This is a genomic window from Deltaproteobacteria bacterium (assembly GCA_030654105.1).
Taxonomy (GTDB): Bacteria; Desulfobacterota; SM23-61; order SM23-61; family SM23-61; genus JAHJQK01.
In genome coordinates, this window is sequence record JAURYC010000230.1 from 1 (window position 1) to 20,536 (window position 20,536).

19 protein-coding genes and 1 pseudogene are annotated in these 20,536 nt (G+C 51.0%); 9 read left to right on the forward strand and 11 right to left on the reverse strand.

Going from position 1 to position 20,536, the window contains the following annotated elements:
• Positions 1 to 834 precede the first annotated feature (834 nt).
• Both Q7V48_09675 and Q7V48_09680 read left to right on the forward strand, forming a co-directional pair.
• Positions 835 to 1,794 carry a tetratricopeptide repeat protein gene (locus Q7V48_09675; protein ID MDO9211000.1) on the forward strand — a complete coding sequence of 320 codons (960 nt, stop codon included), beginning with the start codon at positions 835 to 837 and terminating at the stop codon, positions 1,792 to 1,794.
• Positions 1,795 to 2,007: 213 nt separating this feature from the next.
• Complete coding sequence (locus Q7V48_09680; protein ID MDO9211001.1) at positions 2,008 to 2,697, forward strand: MBL fold metallo-hydrolase; 690 nt, start codon at positions 2,008 to 2,010, stop codon at positions 2,695 to 2,697.
• 133 nt (positions 2,698 to 2,830) lie between these two features.
• Here Q7V48_09680 and Q7V48_09685 read toward each other — a convergent pair whose 3' ends face one another.
• Together Q7V48_09685 and Q7V48_09690 are read right to left on the reverse strand one after the other, a co-directional pair.
• The gene (locus Q7V48_09685; protein MDO9211002.1) at positions 2,831 to 3,739 is read right to left on the reverse strand and encodes an NAD(P)-binding domain-containing protein; all 909 of its coding nucleotides are present in this window, start codon (positions 3,737 to 3,739) and stop codon (positions 2,831 to 2,833) included.
• A gap of 13 nt (positions 3,740 to 3,752) precedes the next feature.
• On the reverse strand, positions 3,753 to 4,121 hold the full coding sequence (locus tag Q7V48_09690; GenBank protein ID MDO9211003.1) for a cupin domain-containing protein: 369 nt from the start codon (positions 4,119 to 4,121) through the stop codon (positions 3,753 to 3,755).
• Positions 4,122 to 4,449: 328 nt separating this feature from the next.
• On the opposite strand from Q7V48_09690, the gene Q7V48_09695 reads away from it, so the two are divergent.
• The 5 genes from Q7V48_09695 (at position 4,450) to Q7V48_09715 (ending at position 8,785) form a co-directional block, all read left to right on the forward strand.
• A complete protein-coding gene (locus Q7V48_09695; GenBank protein ID MDO9211004.1) occupies positions 4,450 to 5,244 on the forward strand; it encodes an electron transfer flavoprotein subunit beta/FixA family protein in 795 nt (264 codons plus the stop codon).
• 16 nt (positions 5,245 to 5,260) lie between these two features.
• Positions 5,261 to 6,244 carry an electron transfer flavoprotein subunit alpha/FixB family protein gene (locus Q7V48_09700; GenBank protein ID MDO9211005.1) on the forward strand — a complete coding sequence of 328 codons (984 nt, stop codon included), beginning with the start codon at positions 5,261 to 5,263 and terminating at the stop codon, positions 6,242 to 6,244.
• 183 nt (positions 6,245 to 6,427) lie between these two features.
• Positions 6,428 to 6,616 (forward strand): acyl-CoA dehydrogenase family protein, encoded by a 189-nt coding sequence (locus tag Q7V48_09705; protein ID MDO9211006.1) that lies wholly within the window; start codon positions 6,428 to 6,430, stop codon positions 6,614 to 6,616.
• A gap of 18 nt (positions 6,617 to 6,634) precedes the next feature.
• Positions 6,635 to 7,603 (forward strand): acyl-CoA dehydrogenase, encoded by a 969-nt coding sequence (locus Q7V48_09710; GenBank protein MDO9211007.1) that lies wholly within the window; start codon positions 6,635 to 6,637, stop codon positions 7,601 to 7,603.
• 162 nt (positions 7,604 to 7,765) lie between these two features.
• Positions 7,766 to 8,785 (forward strand): isocitrate/isopropylmalate family dehydrogenase, encoded by a 1,020-nt coding sequence (locus Q7V48_09715; GenBank protein MDO9211008.1) that lies wholly within the window; start codon positions 7,766 to 7,768, stop codon positions 8,783 to 8,785.
• A gap of 3 nt (positions 8,786 to 8,788) precedes the next feature.
• Here Q7V48_09715 and Q7V48_09720 read toward each other — a convergent pair whose 3' ends face one another.
• The 6 genes from Q7V48_09720 to typA all read right to left on the reverse strand — a co-directional run bounded on the left by Q7V48_09720 (position 8,789) and on the right by typA (position 16,507).
• Positions 8,789 to 10,117: an amidohydrolase family protein gene (locus Q7V48_09720; protein ID MDO9211009.1), complete on the reverse strand. Its 1,329-nt coding sequence runs from the start codon at positions 10,115 to 10,117 to the stop codon at positions 8,789 to 8,791.
• Positions 10,118 to 10,214: 97 nt separating this feature from the next.
• The gene (locus tag Q7V48_09725; protein MDO9211010.1) at positions 10,215 to 11,753 is read right to left on the reverse strand and encodes an ABC transporter substrate-binding protein; all 1,539 of its coding nucleotides are present in this window, start codon (positions 11,751 to 11,753) and stop codon (positions 10,215 to 10,217) included.
• 146 nt (positions 11,754 to 11,899) lie between these two features.
• The gene (locus tag Q7V48_09730; GenBank protein MDO9211011.1) at positions 11,900 to 12,241 is read right to left on the reverse strand and encodes a cupin domain-containing protein; all 342 of its coding nucleotides are present in this window, start codon (positions 12,239 to 12,241) and stop codon (positions 11,900 to 11,902) included.
• Positions 12,242 to 12,369: 128 nt separating this feature from the next.
• Positions 12,370 to 13,227 (reverse strand): MBL fold metallo-hydrolase, encoded by an 858-nt coding sequence (locus Q7V48_09735; GenBank protein MDO9211012.1) that lies wholly within the window; start codon positions 13,225 to 13,227, stop codon positions 12,370 to 12,372.
• Positions 13,228 to 13,298: 71 nt separating this feature from the next.
• Positions 13,299 to 14,441: a pyridoxal phosphate-dependent aminotransferase gene (locus Q7V48_09740; protein ID MDO9211013.1), complete on the reverse strand. Its 1,143-nt coding sequence runs from the start codon at positions 14,439 to 14,441 to the stop codon at positions 13,299 to 13,301.
• 230 nt (positions 14,442 to 14,671) lie between these two features.
• Entirely contained in the window at positions 14,672 to 16,507 is a 1,836-nt protein-coding gene (typA, locus tag Q7V48_09745) for a translational GTPase TypA (GenBank protein ID MDO9211014.1), read from the reverse strand.
• A 519-nt stretch (positions 16,508 to 17,026) separates the two neighbouring features.
• On the opposite strand from typA, the pseudogene Q7V48_09750 reads away from it, so the two are divergent.
• A pseudogene (locus Q7V48_09750) lies at positions 17,027 to 17,230 on the forward strand (anion permease).
• 541 nt (positions 17,231 to 17,771) lie between these two features.
• Here Q7V48_09750 and Q7V48_09755 read toward each other — a convergent pair.
• The gene (locus Q7V48_09755; protein MDO9211015.1) at positions 17,772 to 18,086 is read right to left on the reverse strand and encodes a hypothetical protein; all 315 of its coding nucleotides are present in this window, start codon (positions 18,084 to 18,086) and stop codon (positions 17,772 to 17,774) included.
• Between the two features lie 211 nt (positions 18,087 to 18,297).
• Here Q7V48_09755 and Q7V48_09760 point away from each other — a divergent pair, with 211 nt between their 5' ends.
• Entirely contained in the window at positions 18,298 to 18,429 is a 132-nt protein-coding gene (locus Q7V48_09760; protein ID MDO9211016.1) for a hypothetical protein, read from the forward strand.
• Positions 18,430 to 18,570: 141 nt separating this feature from the next.
• Here the strand turns inward: Q7V48_09760 and hflC are convergent, their stop codons facing one another.
• Both hflC and hflK read right to left on the reverse strand, forming a co-directional pair.
• Entirely contained in the window at positions 18,571 to 19,533 is a 963-nt protein-coding gene (gene hflC / locus Q7V48_09765) for a protease modulator HflC (protein ID MDO9211017.1), read from the reverse strand.
• Positions 19,533 to 20,528 (reverse strand): FtsH protease activity modulator HflK, encoded by a 996-nt coding sequence (gene hflK, locus Q7V48_09770; protein MDO9211018.1) that lies wholly within the window; start codon positions 20,526 to 20,528, stop codon positions 19,533 to 19,535. Before hflK ends, hflC begins: the two co-directional genes overlap by 1 nt.
• Between the last annotated feature and the right edge of the window lie 8 nt (positions 20,529 to 20,536).

Consider the following 20,536-nt stretch of genomic DNA (forward strand, 5'->3'; position numbering starts at 1 on the left):
GAGAGATTCGTCGAATGAAAAAAGCTTTTTAAAAAGCTTCATGGATACGTGTGGCCCAAATGCGGCTTGCATTGTAACTCCTGATTTTTTAAAAACTTAATTTTTCTCTTGACAGGAGGAATATAGGATGTCCCCCTCTACCCCCTGCGCGCCGGAGCAGTTCGAGAATCTCATCAACGTCTCTGATTGGGGTTAAAGGGATATTCGTGCTAAGATTGCATAAAAGCGTAAGATTAGCAAAAGCCCATGGAAATTTCTAAGTACGCTCTGCCCGTCGCCCAATTTTCTTAAAGCGGGGATCAAAAGGAATGGCCAATCCGCAAACGGTAGAAGCCCCGTTGGATTTGGAAGCGGCCACCGCCTGTTTGGGCAAGCAGATCCCTCTTGCGCCTTGGAGGTGATCTAAATTTAAAATAGCGGGGCACAGGAGGATTCTTATAGACCTCCCGGCTATTTTTCAGGATTCTAATCAACCCACCCTTTTCCCAGAAATTTTTCTTTGATACAATGATCCTTGGGGCTTAGATTTTTTCCAGGACGTTTTCCTTAGATGAGGGAAAACAATTCGTGAGTCAGGTGAGGATTCGATGAGACCCATTTTCGTGGTCCTCTTTTTTTTCAGCCTTCTTCCCTCTATGGGCTGGTCCGCTCAGGGACAGGGTCCGAGGGGAATGGCAGAAAGAGACCTTTGAAAAACCCACTTTCGGTCATTGCGAGGCGCATGTGCGCCGTGGCAATCTCTTTAGTAATCAATGTGTTATGAGATTGCTTCGTCGGCCTCAGGCCTCCTCGCAATGACAAATAGGACGTTGTGCAAAGGTCTCAGAAAATGAGATGCGGGTTAAGGGTCTCTGGCAGAAGAGTCAAAGCCATATTCTGCGGGGCGAATATGATCAAGCCCTGATTGTTTTGGACGAGATCATTACCGCTGTCCCGAGAAATGCCGAGGCCTATTATTATCGGGGCCTCGTGCGGAGCCAGAAGGGCCAGTATGATAGGGCCATTGAAGAATACAGTCTGGCCTTTGTAGCCGACCCGAATCATGCTTACGCCTATTACCTGCGCGGTCTCACGTACGGCCGGAAAGGCCATTATGATCGGGAAACAGAAGACTATAGCAAGGCCTTAGGCCTAAACCCCCAACTGGATGAATCGAACCTTCTCCCGGAATGGATTAGAAAAGGAAAACCGGGGGATGAAGAAATCGAAAAATACACTCAGGCAATTTCAGCTAACCCTTCCGAGGCGTGGGTCTATTATAATCGGGGAATTGCTTACCGCGTGAGGGGCAAATATGGCCAGGCGATTTCGGACTTAGGCCAAACGCTCTCCCGGGACCCCCATCATGTCTGGGCCTATTACCATCGAGCGGCAGCTCGGCGAGCCCTCGGTAAATATGAAGAGGCCCTAAAAGATTACGGCATAGCTTTGTCCATCAATCCTGATCTTGCCTGGGCCTACTACAACCAAGGGCTTCTATTGAGCCGGAAGGGCTTATATGATGAAGCGGTGAACCATTTCACCCAGACTTTGGCCTTAGACCCCAATTATGCCTGGTCCTACTACGACCGCGGGTTCGCCTTGAGCATGAAAAGCCAGTGGGATAGAGCTGGAGGAGACTTCAGCAGGGCTGTTGCTATAGACCCCAATTATCCGGCAGTGTACTACAACCGGGGAATTTGTTATTTCCAGTTAGGTGAGGAAGGAAAGGCACTTCTCGACATGGAGGTTGCGGCCCGGAAAGGAAATCAAAATGCGCAAAAATGGTTGAAGGAAAGAAGAAAAAGCTGGTGAAAAGAAGGTTAGGGGACGTTCGGGCAGGGATGGCCAAGAAATTAAGATTAACAAAGCATATGAAAAATTATAAACCCGCGCTATAATAATTTGCCTTGGCAATGAGTTCCATGTTATATGGAATCTCCATTTTGACCAATTTATGATGAGGGAGGAAGGGGAATTATGGTTAGGCTATTTTTGTTGGTAAATCTCTTAATGGGAGGGTTCGTCATGGAAGCAGCTGCTCAGGAAAAGTTTGAAACGGATATCGTCAAAACTTCTGCCGGCAATCTGGAGATCACTTTTATCGGCCATGGCACGATGATGTTCAAATTTGGCGGGAAGGTTATCCACATTGACCCGTTGACCCAACTGGCCGATTACACCAAACTTCCGCAAGCCGACTTCATCCTGATTACTCACGAACACAGCGACCATCTTGATTTAAAAGCCCTGGGAATTCTGCGCACCGAAAAAACTGTGGTGGTTTGCCCCAAGATCTGCACCCCACAGGTTACGGGCGCCACCGTGATGAATAATGGAGATGTTAAAACCATTGAGGGTTTAGAGGTGAAGGCCGTTCCGGCATACAACCTTATTCATAAACGAGACAATGGCCAACCGTTTCATCCTCAAGGCCATGGGAATGGCTACATCATCACCTTCGGCGACAGGAACGTTTATGTGGCGGGGGATACGGAGAATATTCCGGAGATGAAAAAATTGAAGGATATTGACATCGCTTTCCTGCCTATGAACCTGCCCTTTACGATGACTCCCGAGATGGTTGCCGATGCTGCCCAGGCTTTCCAACCGAAGATTCTTTATCCCTATCATTATGGAGAAACCGATACTTCCAAACTGGTGGCTTTGTTAAAAGATACCAAAGGGATTGAGGTCCGTATTCGCAGAATGAAGTAAGGATCCTCTTTTCTGGAGGCAGCTCGATTGTATTCAATTTAGGTGGGAATCCTTGAGGGGAGAGAGAGGGGTTCGATTACAATCCCTTGCTTGGGGATCACCAGTTTTCCACCCTGAATCAGGAGGTCGAATTTCATCTCTTTACTTTAGGGAAAAGGCCGATGTTCTCCCATGCTTGGATGACTTCCTTATATCCAACTGGGGATATGCCGCCGAAGTATTCGTTTAAATTTAGGGAGGCCGACCACCGGAGCCTTTGAACCGTGGCCTTGGTCATAATGGGATCCGTACCAATTTTCTCCAGAAGCCTGACCGAGGATTCCATTTCCATTACCCTTCTTCCGGCATGAACCGCGTCACTTCCTACAAATCGATCGACAACTGGATCAAGGCCTTTGACGAAGAATTGATTAAGAGCCAAAAGTACGGGTTCCTCTACCTGGTAGTGATGAGAGGCCAAGAGCATCTCCACCAGGAGAGCTTCGAAGCCCTTGGTGGCGATGCTCAGGATGAGCTTGATGGCGGAAGCCTGACCGGGTTCCTCCCCGACGACCTTGAGATTCATGCCGTGCTCATTCAAAATCCGCGCCGCTTCTCCCGCATAGAGTCCGGCCACATAGATCAATACTTTGTGTCCATAAATCGGCAGGGACCCCATCATGGCTCCATCCACGAACTTCGCTCCGCTGGGTTCTACCAGGGCAGCGATCATTTTCATGTCGTCGGGAAAGGAAGATGTTAGGTCTACATAAATCTGCCCCGCTTGAAGATGAGTAGCCACTTCTTTGGCCACGGTGACGGATGCTTCCGGGGTGACAACCGAAAAGATTATATCGGATTGTTTACCCACTTCCTTAGCTGAGCCGAGAATCTTTACTCCTGCCTCCTGGGCGCGTTTTATCACCAGGGCTGCCCGGTCGGGGTCTTGCGTGCGGAGATCGTAGAGGCACATGCGGGTTACTCCGGTGGCATGAAGCCCCTTGGCGATCTCAAAGCCTGCTTCCCCAAACCCAATAAACCCCACGGAGAAACGATCATTCATCGCATACATCCTATCATTTTTTTACTTCCACAAAATCGGTCCCCACGGGCGGACAGGTAAAGAACTCCAGGTAACGAAACTCCTGATGCGAAGTGTTCACGGTCGTGTGTTTTTCTCTCCGGGGAATGAAAATCACGTCGCCGGCTTTAATGGGAATCTCTTTGCCTTCCAAGATCTCCGTTGCCTCTCCGCTGATGGCCACAATAATGGATTCACGTTTTTCGTGGTAATGGTAAGGCGGCCCGCTGCCCGGAACAAGGACGACAAAAATTCCACCGAGATCCTTAGCATTATTTTCTTCGGTTAGTATTTCCCCCCGGTATTTTTCGCCCGGAGTTGGATTGGCCATCTGGCAATACTCTTTGGTCCTGAAGATCTTCATTACCGACCTCCTGGAGGGAATAAATGGGTTTGGCTCTATGGTGGCTTAGAAACCCACGGGAATGAAACCTATCCTAACAAATCCCCCCTGTTCAGGCAATATAATGTTACATCTTGCCTCCATTCACCTTTTATTTTCCCTCATGATTTCAGAAAGATTATCAAGACCCGACGGGGAGGTGCCCGTTGAAAAAATGCTGACCCCAGTTGGAAACTTATGATATGATCGACCGGTCATCTGGGTCAGAACAAACAGGATTGGGGACTCGCTCCGGAATACGCTTGTTTTGGAAAAAGGAGAAGGTTAATTACGAAGGCCGAGGGGAAAATTGCACATCGTTGTATGTATCAAACAAATTCTTGATCCGGAGATACCTCCCCGCAATTTTCAGGTGGACCAGGCCGCGAAAAAGGTGATCCCAGGGGATGCGGCCTTGGTGATCAATCCATTCGACGCCAATGCCATCGAAATAGCTCTGCAACTGAAGGATCGCCAAAAATACTGTACGGTCACCGCCCTGACCCTGGGTGGGGAACCCTGCGGTAAAGCCTTGCGCCATGCCTTGGCTATGGGTTGCGACGAGGCCATCTGGCTGAAGGATGCTTTTTTTGAAGGGCTAGACTCAGCGGCAACAGCAAAAGTGATCGCCAGAGGAATCCAAAAGGTGGGGCAGATTGATTTGGTGCTTTGCGGCCGCCAAGCAGGCGATTGGGACATGGGGCAAATAGGATCCCTGATCGCGGAGGAACTGTCCTTGACCTGCATTTCGGTGGTTTCTCAAGTAGACGTAGAAAATGACAGGCTGCGCTTGCAACGAGAAGTAGAGAAAGGCGTAGAAATTGTGGCCACGGACATGCCGGCTCTGGCCACGATTACCAGCTCCAGTGCGAACCAGCCCCGCTACGCTACAACCAAGGGTATTGTGCTGGCCAGTCGGAGAAAAATCCCGGTTTGGTCAGCCCAGGATCTTGGAATTGCTGAAAACTTGGCCCGGTTGGTAGTGGTAGAAAATTTAACGGTTCCCAACTATGAAAGGCAGATTCAAATAATCGATGGGGAAGATGGACCGGTCAAAGGAACCCGGCTGGCCCAAGTTTTAGCGGCCATGAAAGTGTTAAAGTGAAAGGGGCAGAGAGACATTGCCAGGAATCTTAACATCGGTCACCATTAAAAACGGATCCCCCTCGATGTCCAGCAGAGAAGTTTTGGGCATGGCGAGGAGAATCGCCGACCAAACCGGTGATCAAGTGGCCGCTGCCCTGGTGGGGGCGGATGTTTCTTCTCTCACGCCAGAATTGGCCGCGTCGGGTGCCGATGTAGTCTACCTCAGCGAGAGTGAGTTCTTGACGGAATTTCAAGCCAAGGTTTATCTTAAAGTTTTTCAGGATATTGGGGAGGTGGCCCAACCGCATACTATCCTTTTCCCGGCCGATGCCATCGGGATGGATCTCGCCCCTCGCCTGGCCTACCGCCTGGGAGCAGGCCTGGTTACTGACTGCGTAGATTTTGCGATTAGAGACGGAAGGTGCATCTTTATCAAACCAGTTTACGGGGGGAAAGCACTGGCCCACCTGCGGGTGACCACTCCTGTTGCCTTGGCCACCGTTCGACCGCGGACCCAGGAACCATTTCCTGCGGACACCAGGCGGATCCCCGAGCGGGTAATCGTTGCGCCGCAAATTGAGTCGATCCCCCGGGAAGCGACAGTCACAGATCGCATCGAGGAGGAAGGAGAGGAAGTCAACCTGGAGGATGCCAAGGTTGTTATTTCCGGAGGTCGGGGTATGGGGAGTTCAGAAGCATTCCGGCAGCTGAAAAAACTGGCCAAAATTCTGGGCGGCGCCGTGGGCGCCTCCCGCACGGCGGTGGATGCAGGCTGGATGCCCCCTTCGCACCAGGTGGGGCAAACGGGGAAAATCGTTGCGCCGGATGTATATTTCGCAGTAGGCATCTCCGGGTCCAGCCAGCATATTGCCGGCATGGGAGGGTCCAAAATTATCGTGGCCATCAACCGGGATCCTGAAGCCCCCATCTTGCGGATCGCTAACCTGGGGGTGATCGAGGATTACCGCAACGTCCTGCCGGCCCTTATCGACGAATTCAGCAAAATTTTAAAAAATTAAGAATGATGATCTCGTAAAAAGTCCTCAGACCGATGGCAAAGTAAGGGCACGGTCACCATGCCCCTACATCAGATGCAAGGCGCGCAAAACCTGTAGGGGCACGAAGCATCGTGCCCCTACTAAACCGCCGCAATGACGAAAGCGGGACTTTTTACGAAGCCATCAAGAATCAGGGGGAAAAGAATGACCATTCCATTCACCGAAGAACAAATCGCCTTACGGGACCTGGCCCGGGATTTTTTTGAGAAAGAAGTCCGTCCGGTCTCGGCAGAAATTGATGCCCGTCCCAATCCAAAGGATTGCTATCCCGCCGAATTGGTACGGAAAGCATCGGAGATCGGCTTAAGGACCTTGGCTCTCCCAGAAGAATAGGGAGGGGTTGCTGCCGATGTGGTCACGAAAGCCCTCCTGCTCGCCACTATGTGCGAGGTGGAAGCGGGAACCGCCAAGATCATAAGTCAATGCTGGAAAGTTTCCCAGGTGATTGTCGAAGCCGGGACCGAGGCCCAGAGAAAAAAATTCCTCACCGAATTTGCGGAGGATCCCAATTATACCTGCTCGATTCTGATGACGGAACCGAATGCCGGGAGCGACAATATTCTTCCCTACAACGCTCCGGGGGCCGGGGTTGCGCTGACCGCTGTTCGGGATGGCGAATCCTACATATTAAACGGAACCAAACACATGAGCTCCCTGGTGGGCTTCTCTAAGTTGCTGCTGGTGTATGCCCGGACGGACCGCAACCAGCCGGTCCGCCAGGGCACGTCAACTTTTCTTGTGCCGCACGACCTTCCGGGCATCTCCTACGGCCAGGTCCACAATAAAATGGGCTTCCGGCTGTACCCCAACGGAGAGACCTTTTTCGATCATGTCCGCGTGCCGAAGGAATATAGGCTCGGGGAGGAAAATGCCGGGTTTGCCACCTTTTCGCAGATCTTCCGGGGGAGTCTGGAGATTCCGGCAATGTACCTGGGCATTGGCAAGGCCATTTACCGGATCGTGCTGGATCATGCCAGGCAGCGGGTCCAAGGGGGCAGGCCCATCATCGAACACCAGGCCATCGGGATGATGCTGGCCGAGATCGCCATGATGGTCGATACCCTGGAAGGATACCTCTGGGATACGGCCTACCATATCCAGAACGACACGGACTATGATGTCAAAAAAACCCGGTTCGGGAAAATTTTTTCCTGCGATTGTGTAGTAAAAGTGATCCTGCTGGGACTGGATATTTTGGGGGGAAGTGGAATCATGCGGGACCACCCCATGGAGAAGCTGGTCAGGGATGGGTTGACTTTCCTCCATGGAGACGGCACCAACTCCATCAACAAACTAAGGGTTGTGCCCTTGCTGAAATGATAAAGAAAATTCTAATTGGGACAGCGAGGCCAGTGCTTAGTTGCAAAAATTGGAGTACCATACCAGGTCCGGGAGCCAGGGCGCTTCGCTGGGCATCCTGAGGCGGTGCTTTCTCTAAGGTTAAGTACCAATCTGACCGAGATGGAGGCGAAGGTGTCAAGCATGAAAAAGCGATATAGGATTGGGATCATTCCCGGCGACGGAATCGGCAGGGACGTGGTTCGAGCAGCCATGATCGTTCTGGATGCGGTGAATGACTTAGCCGAAGAATTTGCCCTGGATTTCAGAAGATTGGAGGCCGGGGAAGCCGCCGTGGACAAATACGGCCATCCATTTCCCCTCGAAACTTTTGAGGGCCTGAAAGCGACCGATGCGGCCTTATTTGGAGCGGCGGGGAATCCGCATACGGTGGCCGTTCTTTCAGGGTTTCGGCTGGGGTTTAATTTATACGCCAACGTTCGGCCGATCAAGTCACTGCCCGGATCCAGGGCCCTGCAGCCCAAGGCGGACCTAATCATCGTCAGGGAAAACACAGAAGGCTTATACCGGGGGGTGGGCTACATTGACGGGGATTACCACGTGAATTTACGGGTATTTACTAAGAAGGGGATGGAACAAATCCTCAGGTTTTGTTTTGAGCTGGCCCGGAAGGAGAAGCGCCCAAAAGTAACCTTCACCCATAAAGCCCACGTTCTTACCTATACCGATGAACCGATGAGGCAATTATTTTACGAAATGGCGCGGGAATACCCCGAAGTGGAGGCTGAAGATATGACCATCGATGCCTGCGCCATGCAGATCATCATGAAACCGGAAAGGTTCAGCATCATCTTCGCGGAAAACGCCAACGGAGATATTTTAAGCGATGTAGGCGCAGGGATCAGCGGCGGTATGGGGTTTACCTACGGCGGCAATATCGGCGAGTCCTTTGCCGTCTTTGAACCGATTCACGGAACAGCCCCCAAATACGCGGACAAAAATGTGGTCAACCCGATCGCCGCCATCCGGGCGGCGATGATGATGATAGATTACCTGGGAGAAACCGGCATGGCCCGCCGAATCGAGAGGGCGATAACGGATCTCCTCCTCGAAGGGGAGGTGAGAACTTATGATTTGGGAGGAACTTCATCCACCACGGAGATGGGGAAGGCCATTGCCGCCAAAATCAGGTGTGAGGAGTAAGGGCTATAGGCGCTTCCAGCTCCAATCCTGATCGTGAATGACGTATTTCTCCTGCCCCGATTTCCTATACACGAAAACTTTTCCATCTTTCATGACCATCTGAATCCTCCTTTTGTCCTGGAGGATGCGGATATCCTGTAAGGGGTTCCCTTCCACGGCGATGATATCCGCGCATTTCCCTATCTCCAGCGTCCCGGTTTCTCGCTCCAATCCGATGGCCTCGGCAGCATTCCGGGTGGCGGTTTGGATCGCTTCCATAGGAGTCATCCCGTAATCAACGTAGATCTCCAGCTCATAGGCACTTGTGCCCATTTCGGGGTCGATTTGCGTATCCGTACCCAGAGCCATTTTGATCCCCGCCTGATGGAATTTCTGGAAGGTTTCCTTGGTATAGGGTTGAATCTTTTTCATTTTATTTAAAACAAATTCCGAACTGCCTGCTTTTCGCCTCGCCTCAATGGCCCGATCGGAGCGGTGGGCCAACGTGGGAACGACGATCTTATTCTCCGCCTTCATCATGGCCATCGCCTCGTCATCCGTGAATACACAATGCTCGATGGTGTCTACCCCGGCCTTTACGGCCATGCGCTGGGCGCTGGGAGTAAAACAGTGACAAGCGCAGCGCTTGTGGAAGGCATGGGCTTCGTCTACGATCGCGTCCAGCTCTTCTTGGGTCATGTTCCTGATATCGGGTTCTTCCTTTTCCGTTCCCCCTCCGCCGGAGGCACAGGTCTTGATGTAGTCACAGCCAATTCTTAGTTGAGAACGGACGAGCTTGCGCAGCTCCCAGGGTCCGTCAGCGGTCAGACCAGCTTGCCGTAAGGCGATTCCAGGGTGAAGAAGATCGAGATGGGAATTGGTTATGATGGCATGTCCGCCGACCAAAAGCCTGGGCCCGGCCACGATCCCGATATTGATGGCATCGCGAAGGGCCACCAGTTCCGCCGTGTTATGGGTGCCATAGGCTGTCACCCAAGGATGATTTCTTAACGTGGTAAATCCCTGCTCGAAACACATCTGGGCGTGCAGAAGCGTATACATCATCTGGAGCTGGGGCGTGGTTTCGAAATGGGCCGCCCGGGGATTTTGGAAAGTAAGGATATTATAGGCCGACGTGTGCAGGTGTATATCCAGCAGGCCGGGCATCAGGGTGCAATCCGGCATGGCAATCACCTCAGCCCCCTTGGGGATGCGTATCTCCTTGATCGTCCCCATCGCTTTGATGCGCGACCCCTCAACAACCACACAGGCGTCTTGGCGCACCTCCCCTCCCTTGCCATCAAGGAGCCTTTTACCTTTTAGAACCTTCCAGGTTTTGTCTCTACTTCCCATGGTTATTTCCTCTTGGGGATTTTAGAATGCTCTCTGCTTCTCCCTAATGGCTCAGGGAGAATTTTTCGCTCGGATCTCCGGGCGCACCCCGCATTCACTATTGGACCAACTCCATGTCTTCAAAGGGGGCCGTAAACCATATAAGCGGCTGAATCTTGTAAGGATTCCCCTTCACCCTCGGGCCAAAGGCAGCGGGCGAATTCGTTGCCGTAAGAGGAATGAACATCGTCTTTTCGTAAATGAGCTTCTGGATCTGCCCGAGTATTTCCTTCCGCCCCTTGGGTGAAACTTCATGCTGATACTGCTCCCATAACGCCTGAATGTCGGGATAATTCCCATAGGAAGTAGAACCGAAAAGGTAAAGGAGGCGCCCTCCGAGGGTTGGGGCCTGGGAATTGTCGATAAAAATGCCGCCCTTCATTTTTCCTCCCTGACGGGTGGCGAACCAGGCGGGTCGATCAAGGAGCAGGGAATCGACAGTAATGCCGATGGCTTTCCAGTAGTTGGCAATCTGCTCGCCATATGGCCAGTAACCCCCCTGGTAAGGGTAAAATTTACCCCCATGGAAACCCTTCGGATAACCTGCTTGGGCCAATAGCTTCTTAGCCCCCTCCGGGTCATAAGGATCCACCGGAAAATCCACGGCCATCGGGTCACCCTCCAAACCCAGCGAGCCAATGGGGCCGCAACCGGGCATGTGAACATCAGCCAGGGTCTTTCGGTCTATGGCCAGGCTGGCGGCCTTGCGCACCCTCGCGTCCGACCATGGAGACTTGGGATCCCACTGGGAGGTGATGTACACGAGCCACCGCGTCGGGCTCAAAGGTGCCATCATTCTGAGCTTCGGATCTTTTTTCAAATCTTCATAAAAAACACCTTGCATAAGGGTGGCAATATCTGCTTCACCGCGCCTGGCCATGGCCAAGCGGGTTGCTGGCTCGGGGATGATATGAAATTCCATCCTCTTGATGGGGGGTACTTTCCGCCAGAACCCTTCAAAAGCCTCTCCCACCATCCTTGAGCCCGCTACAAATTCCACAAACTTGTAGGGACCTGCACCAACGGGATGCTTTTTATACCCGGCATCCCCAACCTTCTCCACATATTTTTTCGGAACTATCCAGCCGATGGTCGTCGCCCCCGGAAGAAGGTATTCCAAGAAGTCGGGAAAAGGCTCCTTGAAATGAAAGCGGACGAGATGGGGATTCACGGCTTCTACCTTATCGGTTTTGCCGTGGATGATTTTCGCCTGGCCAGCCTTGTACCTCCAAAAACTGAAGACCACGTCCTCGGCGGTCAGGGGATCCCCATTGTGGAACTTCACCCCTTGGCGGAGCTTGAATTCATAGACCTTCGAATCCGGGCTGATATTCCACGATTCAGCCAAACAGGGAGTATAGGTGCCCTCGGGCATGGGCTTCAACAGGGCATCATGGAAAAGATAGAGGGTGATCTGGGAAGGAATAAGGCCGCTGCTGGTGGCCGGGTCAAGCCAATCCGCCGAAAGACCCCAGTGTATGGCTTCCTTCAGTACGCCCGCAGGAGATGCGGCTTGAACCGGGTTCAAGCTGAAAATGAGCATCCCCCAGACGATCAGAACCATCCTCAACAATTGCCAACCGTTTTTTGTTCTCATTGGATCCCTCCGCTCGATGTTTTATCTCTGTCGAATTGATGTAGACTCCGACAGCTGTTGCTTTTCCGCTGAAGGCCGCGCCCTCTGCCGTTGGCTTCCCTCGCTTCCCGGTTTATCTCTGGGTCAGGGCTGGCCTTATCCTTTTCTCAGGTAGATAGCCTGCTCGTGACGACGAGATATTCAGTCGTCCCATTGGCTACATTGTAATTTTCGTGAACTTCTCCCGGGTAAATGAAAGCCGCCTGACCCTGTTTCAAGCGGGCTTCTCCCCGGTCGGTTTTCATCAGCATCTCCCCTTTCAATATTATGAAGAGCTGCTCCGCTTTCTCGTGGGCGTGGGGGCCGGTCCTTCCGCTCGGCTCCATACGCCCTAAGGAAGCTCCCATGCTCTTCGCCCCGATTTTTTCGTCCACAATCCGGTAACTGAGCAGATCATAGTGCGCTTCCGGTACTACCCCTGGAAGCTCTTCAATGGTAATTACCTTCATGATGCCTTCCCCTCCTTTTAAATTTAACAGGACGCAGATTTGCGCAGATATTCACAGATAATAAACTACCCCGCCGCAAGCGGCGGGTAATAAACCCTAAAGTGATTTAAGGTCATTTTGAGTACTGGTTAAGATGAAACCTTCAGCAAATCCTGATGCCGCATCTCTTTTAAGTGGGCTTCGATAGAGGCGACCACATTGGGATTCAGGAAGGTTTCGGGAAGGCCGAGATCCTTCAGAACCCGGGCGCATAATTCTTTTATGGCGAGGGAGGGAGAAGCAGCGATTCGCTTACGGAGGATCTCATGAAGGTTTTGAAAATAGCTTAACCCTTCATCCATCCCTTCGTATGCCCTGTCTCCAAGGGCAGGGTCATTCCAAGAAGACAATAAAACTTTTACTCCTTTAATCTGCTTTAATTTTCTTATGGATTTGATGGATTCGAGAACGTCCGCATAGATGGGAACCCCACCCTTAACCGGGATCGCATCTCCTGAGAATAATGCCCCCTCTTCCGGGAACCATAGAGAAATCATCCCCCGCGAATGACCAGGGGTATGGATGACTTTTAACATCTGCCCGGCGCCCAGATCCAAGTGATCCCCATCACGAATGACCATGTCGACTTCTACCGCGCTTTTCACAAAGGAATAGAAAGTTCCTGTTGGGCGTTCCCGAAATTGTAAATCAATATTCTCTATCCATTGCTTCTCTTCCCGATGGATGGCCACCCGACATCCGGAAAACCTTTTTATTTCTGCGCTGGCCCCGATGTGATCGGGATGAGAATGCGTCTGCACCAGCAGGGTTATTTCGGCGGGATTACGGCCGGTTTTCTTGATATATTCGAAAATCTGCTCCTCGGAAGAGAGAATCCCGCTGTCAATGAGGCAAATTTTTTCCCCATAGATAAGGTAGACGTAAACAAATCGAGGGGATAGCCGAAAAGGTATTTTTAACGCATGGATATGTTCTGTGACCTGCATCTTTTCTCCCCCTTTTACTGCCGATGATTGCTCTCCTTCACTTTCGAATTTTCTTTTTATTCTGGCCCTGTTTACCCTAATTCATCTAGAGCCCTTTTTAACCCTTCCATCCCGGCTTCCAGTTTTTCTATCGATGTGGCAAAGGAGATCCGAAAATGTTTCTGACCATTCGCTCCAAATTCAGTCCCGCTCCTCACTAATATTCCCTTGGCAAACAAATAATCCGTCATTTCCCGACTGGTGAACGAATGCTGGAACCGGGGAAAGAAATAAAAAGCTCCTTCACAGGCAGAGGTGGAAAGCCTCTCCATCCCTTTCAGTCTTTGTTCGACCAATCGCTTGCGTCTTTCATACTCCTTCCTCATCGACTCCACGCAATCCTGAGAACCCTTGATGGCGGCGATACAGGCCCGCTGGGCCACGGTATTGGGACAGGTGACCAAAGCCTTGTGAAATGTGACCAGGTCTTTTATGATCTGGGAATCCGCCACCAGGTACCCCACTCTCCAGCCGGTCATGGCATAGGTTTTCGAAAAACTATTGAGGAGAATGGCCTGTTTTTTCATTTCTTCAACCTGGCAGATTGAAAAATGTTTAATCCCACCATAGAGGTACTTGTAATAAACTTCATCCACAATCAAAAGAAGACCCTGTTCCTGGGCAATCCGGGCGAGACTGCGGATCTCCTTCTCCTGCAGCACCCTTCCGGTTGGGTTGCTGGGGTTGGATATGAAGATCATCTTCGTCTTTTTAGATATCCGCCCTTCAATGGTTTGGAAATCGAGATGAAAATTCTCCATCAGGGGGACAAAAAGAGTGTTCCCGCCAAAAAGCGCAACGGAATCGGCATAGGCAGAGTACTCGGGGTCCAAGATTAAAACTTCATCGCCGGGATTGAGATAGGTCGCACAGATCACGTGGATGGCCTCCATTCCCCCCACGGTAATCAGAACCTCCTCCGGTTTGCGCTGCACGCCGTAGTCGCGTTGCAGGCTAAAACAGATGGCCTCCCTGAGTTCTTCGTCCCCGAAAGCATTGCCATAGTGGGTAAAATTATCGCTCATGGCCTTGGTGGCCGCTTCCTGAATATGGAGGGGCGTGGGCAAATCAGGTTCCCCCAAATCCAACCGGATGGCATCTTTAGGGATACTAATCTTTCTTTGAGCCCGTTCCGAACCTTGTAGTCGTTTGACCCTGGCAGATTTTTCCAACATCCCAGCTCTCCTTGTTAAAATTTATGATGCGGCTGGGCGAATATTTGTTACGCAAAAAAAGACAATCTCTGGCGCTACGGAACGTTTTGACAAATGAGCGGAGAACATAATCCACAACGTCCCTATTTTATATCACAGATTTGGTTTCTGATCGATCAACTTCTTTAATCTCCTTGGGGGACAGAGGCGGGATCTCTGATGGAGTTACTCGGACTTCTTCTGATTTTACCCTATGCGTTCAGCTTCTCCGCCCGCCGTCGGTGCCTCTTATCGGCGGAGAGGATAGTTTTGCGTAGACGGATACTGCGGGGGGTGACTTCCACCATCTCGTCGTCCTTGATGAACTCAATGACCCTCTCCATGGTCAACGGGATCACCGGAGTCAGTTGAATGCTGTCGTCCTTGTTGGAGGCACGCATGTTGGTCAATTTCTTCATCTTACACGGGTTGACATTGATGTCGTTCTCCCGGTTGTGTTCCCCGATGACCATTCCCTCGTAGACTGGCTCTCCGGGCATCAAAAAGAGGCTACCCCGGGGCTCCAGGTTGAAGAGGGCGTAGGACACGGCCTCCCCCTCCCGGTCGGAGACCAGGGATCCGGTCATGCGCAGAGGGAAGTCCCCGCGGTACTCCTCATAGCCTTTCAGGTAGGAGTTCATAATCCCGGTTCCCTTGGTGTCGGTCAGGAATTCATTGCGGTACCCGATCAGGGAGCGCGAAGGGATGGTGAACTCCAGGCGGACGCGGCCGCTTCCGTGGTTCACCAGGTTCACCATGCGCCCCTTCCGCCGGGAGAGTTTCTCGGAGACTACGCCGATGAAGTTCTCGGCACAGTCGATGAAAAGGTGTTCGATAGGCTCAAGAGTCTTCGCGCCTCTCTGCTTATAGATGACCTGGGGGCGGCCGACCGTAAGCTCAAACCCCTCCCGCCGCATGGTCTCGATCAGGATGGCCATCTGAAACTCCCCGCGCCCCTTGACGATGAAGCTGTCCGCCTCCTCAGCGTCTTCCATGCGGATGGCCACGTTGCGCAGGGATTCCCGATAGAGGCGCTCGCGGATCTTGCCAGGTTGCACGTATTTCCCTTCTTTCCCGGACAAAGGAGAGGTGTTGCTGGTGAAGAGCATTGAGATGGTCGGCTCGTCGACGGAGATCCGCGGCAGGGCCTTGGGTGCCTCGCGGGTGCAGATGGTGTCGCCGATCTCCACGTCTTTGATCCCCGCCAGGATGATAATATCCCCCGGCTGGGCCGATTTCACTTCTTGCAGGTTGATCCCGTCGTACACCTGGAGTTTGGAGATCCGGAGCGGGATGTCCTTCCCTTCCCTGTTCAGGCAGACCAGGTCCTCATTGCACCCCGCTGTGCCGTGAAAGACCTTGCCCACGGCCAGGCGCCCGAGGTAATCGGAGTAGTCCAGGTCGGCCACCAGCATCTGGAACGGCTCATCCGGGTCATACGCGGGCGGCGGGATCTCATCGAGAATGGCCTGGAAGAGGGGCGTAAGGTCCTGCCCCTTCTCCTCCGCGGTCTTCTGAGCGACCCCCTCCCTGCCAATGGCGTAGAGAATAGGAAAATCGATCTGGTCTTCCGTGGCGTCCAGGTCGAAGAAGAGGTTATAGATTTCGTCTAGCACCTCCTGCGGCCGGGCGTCCTTGCGGTCAATCTTGTTGACTACCACGATGATCTTCAAGCCGGATTCCAGGGCCTTCTTGAGTACAAACCGCGTCTGGGGCAGAGGGCCTTCCGAGGCGTCCACCAGCAGGAGAACGCCGTCTACCATCATGAGCGCCCGCTCCACCTCCCCGCCGAAGTCGGCGTGGCCTGGAGTGTCCAGGATGTTGATCTTGACGTCGTGCCAGTAGACCGAACAGTTCTTGGCAGCGATGGTGATCCCTCTTTCTCGCTCCAGATCCAGAGAGTCCATGACCCTCTCCATCACCTCCTGGCCGGGGCGAAATACGCCGCTTTGTTTGAACATATGGTCCACCAACGTGGTCTTGCCGTGGTCGACGTGGGCGATAATGGCTATATTCCTTAACTTTAAATTGGGCACGTTTCTTTTCATAATTTTCGTAATAAAAGCTTTTTATTCGATATGGCCATGATTAACAAATCTTCTTTCGCAATCTGGGATTGAAAAACATAAGTGGCAGAACAAAGTAGGGAGGAACCGAAGAAATTCTTTGTAAGCTATCAGGTGACTACTCTGTATGGATTCGGACGGGTGAAATTTCTTTTTCTCTTCCTCGGGAGAGCTTTCATGGCCCAGGCGTCAAAACCACCACTTTGATGCTTTGAATTTCCTACTTCAAGGCCCGATAATGCCCTTTTGGCTTTAAATACTACTTCCTAACCATTAATATATCATACAATGCCTAAATTTAATAGGACGCAGATTTGCGCAGATAACAACAAATAATTATTTTCTTTTTAGTTTATCCTGATAATCTGTGTACATCCGTGTCCAAAAAGGAAATTTCTATACAATAAATTTACATGTTTGCAATAGGGGAGATGGTCCTTTTAATTCCGTTATTTTTTAGTTTGGTATAAGGCCTATTGGGATTTATTTTGAGCAGCACGTATTGCGGCCTTGGTCCTCGGTTTTTTCTCCGCCCTGTGCGCTGGCATCACCCACTATGGAACTGGGCCTGCCCCCATCTACTTTAATGCTGGGTATATGGACCAGAAAACCTGGTGGAAATTTGGGCTGATCATCTCCTTTGTCAACATTGCCATCTGGATGGGCGCCGGCTTCACCTGGTGGAAGGTTCTCGGATTGTGGTAGAAAAGGTTGACCGGCGAGAAGAATTGTCTCTGAGACAAACCGCGCCCTATTGAAATCACCGTCTGGAAGATTGGTCCTTCTACCTTTGGGGTTAGGCAAATGAAATAAGGTATTTTCTCTCCTTTGATATAGCAAAACGCACCCCATACCTTATTACCATTGCCTGGCCCCCACCAAAACTGACATTGAATCGGAAGAGCAGAAGCGGTTGGCGCCATTGATCTTCCGCAGCTTCGAAAAATTAAAGGCTACCAACGGGCGCTGAAGATTGCTGTGCGACGCATCCATCGCGAACTAACGGTGGGATTACCCTAACTGTCCGTTCGTGAAGTCGCCTAAGCTGATAATCCTCCGAAACGGGCCTTCCCTTAGTCCATCTTGGATATTAAAGAATTACACTCAAGGGGCATCCTCATGGTTTAGGTAGACACACCACTACAAATGTATCCTGGTTAGAGGTTCCGATTGAACTTGTGAATAAGATATCTTGGGATATGCAAATTTAGTATAGCCAGTGTAGTCTCCTCCGTAAGCAGAGACTTTACTGTTGCCTCGCCTCCACTTTGACTTCAAATGTCTTCTTATTAAACCACCCCTCGTACAGAATCAATTCCGGGTGTTCGCCCAGCGAAGTGAAATTTTTTATAGATATTTTCAATGCGTTAGCCTTGGCTTGGTCAAAAACTCTTACCTCGAAGACATCTTTTTCGTTTCCCTTATTCTTCATCACAGCCTTAAGGTTCCAAACCCAATCTGGATTCTTTCCTAAGTTTACAACTAAATACCGCCCTACAGCCTCAGGAATACTTTTGGCGGATGACTCCTTCTCTCCATTAGATTTTTTTTTCCAAAACATGGGAGTCCTCCTTTCGTAGGTTTTAAAATTGGTTGCCCTTTATTAAGCTTCTGCCCAAATCTGCTCTTTCTTTTTCAAAATTCATGATCCCCCCCAAAATACTTGCATTCTTGGAGAATTCTGATATAGGATAATTTAATGATGAATAGATTAACATGATCTTATTTTCATTTTCAAGAAATTTTTTATCCCTTGAGGAGGTTTACTCAAAATGGCGGAATGGACTTTTCTCACCAACCATGCCATAGTTCTCATCTTTTTGGCCAAGCAACCATCAATTAAAAAAAATACCTTTGAACAGGCAGCGCTTTTTCCCAGACGATCCGCCGCCTCCGGGTCGTAATTCGGCAGCAGCCCGGTTGGCGTTAACAGTCCATCCAGGCCCTGTAGTCCGATCAAAAAGAAAAAATAAGAACTTTGAACTTGGTAAGAAGGCAAGCCCTAAGGGGAGGTCCAGGAGCATGAGCCCCCGGGCCTCAAATGATTAATGCCCCGAGGGGTTTTGGAGAAATTTAAAGAAGTCGCCCTTCGTCGATAAAACCAACCAGTCTTTCTCCGACAGAGTGGTTTTATAGGTATCCATCGTTTTCAGGAATTGGTAAAAGGCCCTGGATTCCGCGCTTTGATTATAGGCTTGGGCATAGATGGTGGTGGCCTCGGCATCCGCTTTTCCTTTGATTTCTTGCGCCAGCCGATAGGCATCCGATTGGATCTTTTTCAAATCCCGTTCTTTGTCTCCCAAAATTTTAGCAGCCTCCCCTTGGCCTTCCGAGCGGAATTTATCGGCGATTCGTTTGCGCTCGGAGATCATCCGCTCGTATATCTTCTTTTGCACCTCTTCAACATAGTTGATCCGTTTAAATCGGATGTCCAGTAATTCAATCCCAAGTACCGTTAAACGGGGGGCGGCGGCCTCGATAATCATCCGGGTAATTTTCTCTCTACCGAGCTCAATCCGGAGGTTTATTTCAGAGTCCTGAATTTCCTCCAATTCTTCACTAGCTTCCAATTTGCGATTCGTTGAACGGATGATTTCCACCAAATTATGGTTGGCAATGGCGTTGCGGGTCAACCCATCCAGGATGTCATCCAGCCGGGTTTTGGCCCCCCGTTCGTCCCGCACCCGCTGGAAGAACAGGAGAGGATCGTGGATCCGCCAGCGGGCGTAACTGTCCACCCAGACAAACCTTTTATCCTTGGTTGGAATCTGGTTGGGATCGCCATCCCAGGCTAAAAACCGCTTGTCAAAAAAATTGGCGATTTGAATGATGGGCAGTTTAAAATGAATCCCCGCTTCAACAATGGGCTTCCCCACCGGTTTTCCGAATTGGGTAATAACGACTTGCTCCGTTTCGTTCACCACAAAGGCAGAAGAAAACAGGAGGATCAGGCCCACGATGACCAGAATGACTAAGCCGCCGAAGATCTTGTATTTTGGGCTATTCATTATTTCTTCCCCTCCTTTTTCTCCTCTTCCTTGGTAAACTGAAACAGGGGCAAAATCCCAGTGGTTTTCTCGTCGGTGATTAATTTCCTTCCGACTTTGGGGAGGATTTCACTCATCGTTTCCAGGTAAATTCTCTGACGGGTTACGTCCGGGGCTTTGGAATATTCTTTGAAGACCGCTCTAAACTTGTGGGCCTCCCCACGGGCTTGGTTGACCCGCTCGATGGCATACCCTTTCGCTTCCTCAATCGTTCTCGCCGCGGTTCCGCGGGCTTTGGGGATCACTTGGTTGTATTCCGACCGGGCCTGGTTGATCATTTTCTCGCGCTCCTGCTGCGCCTCGTTCACCTCATTGAAAGCCGGTTTGACCGAATCGGGAGGATTGACATCCTGCAGGACGACCTGATCCACTTTGATGCCGGTTTCGTATTGGTCACACAGTTCCTGTAATTTTGCGCTGACGGTAGCGGCGATTTCGACCCGGCCGACCGTCAACACTTCGTTGACCGAACGATCGCCGACCACTTCGCGCATCAAAGCTTCATTCATATCCCGGAAAGTCAGGGTGGTACTGCGCACCTTGAATAAAAATTTGTATGGATCGGCGATCCGATACTGAACAATCCATTCCACTTCGCTGGCGTTCAAATCGCCGGTCAGCATCAGCGACTCTTGTTGGTAAGCGCGGGTAGAAATTTTAGACCTATCTCTTTGTGCCTCCGTTCGAAAGCCAAACTCCACCTTCAACTGTCGCTCCACAGGAACTTTCGTCACCTCTTCGATGCCGAAAGGTAATTTAAAGTTCATACCCGGATTCGCCGTCCGCGTGTATTTCCCGAACCGGAGGATCACCCCTACCTCTTCCGGGTTCACCGTGAAAAACGATGAAAATCCCAGGATGAAAATGAGTATTCCAACCACAATCCAACGGATGGTTCTCCCCTCGATATCAGGGAGTTGGAATTTGCTGAAATCAACAGGCAGGCCTTGACTCATAGTTTTTC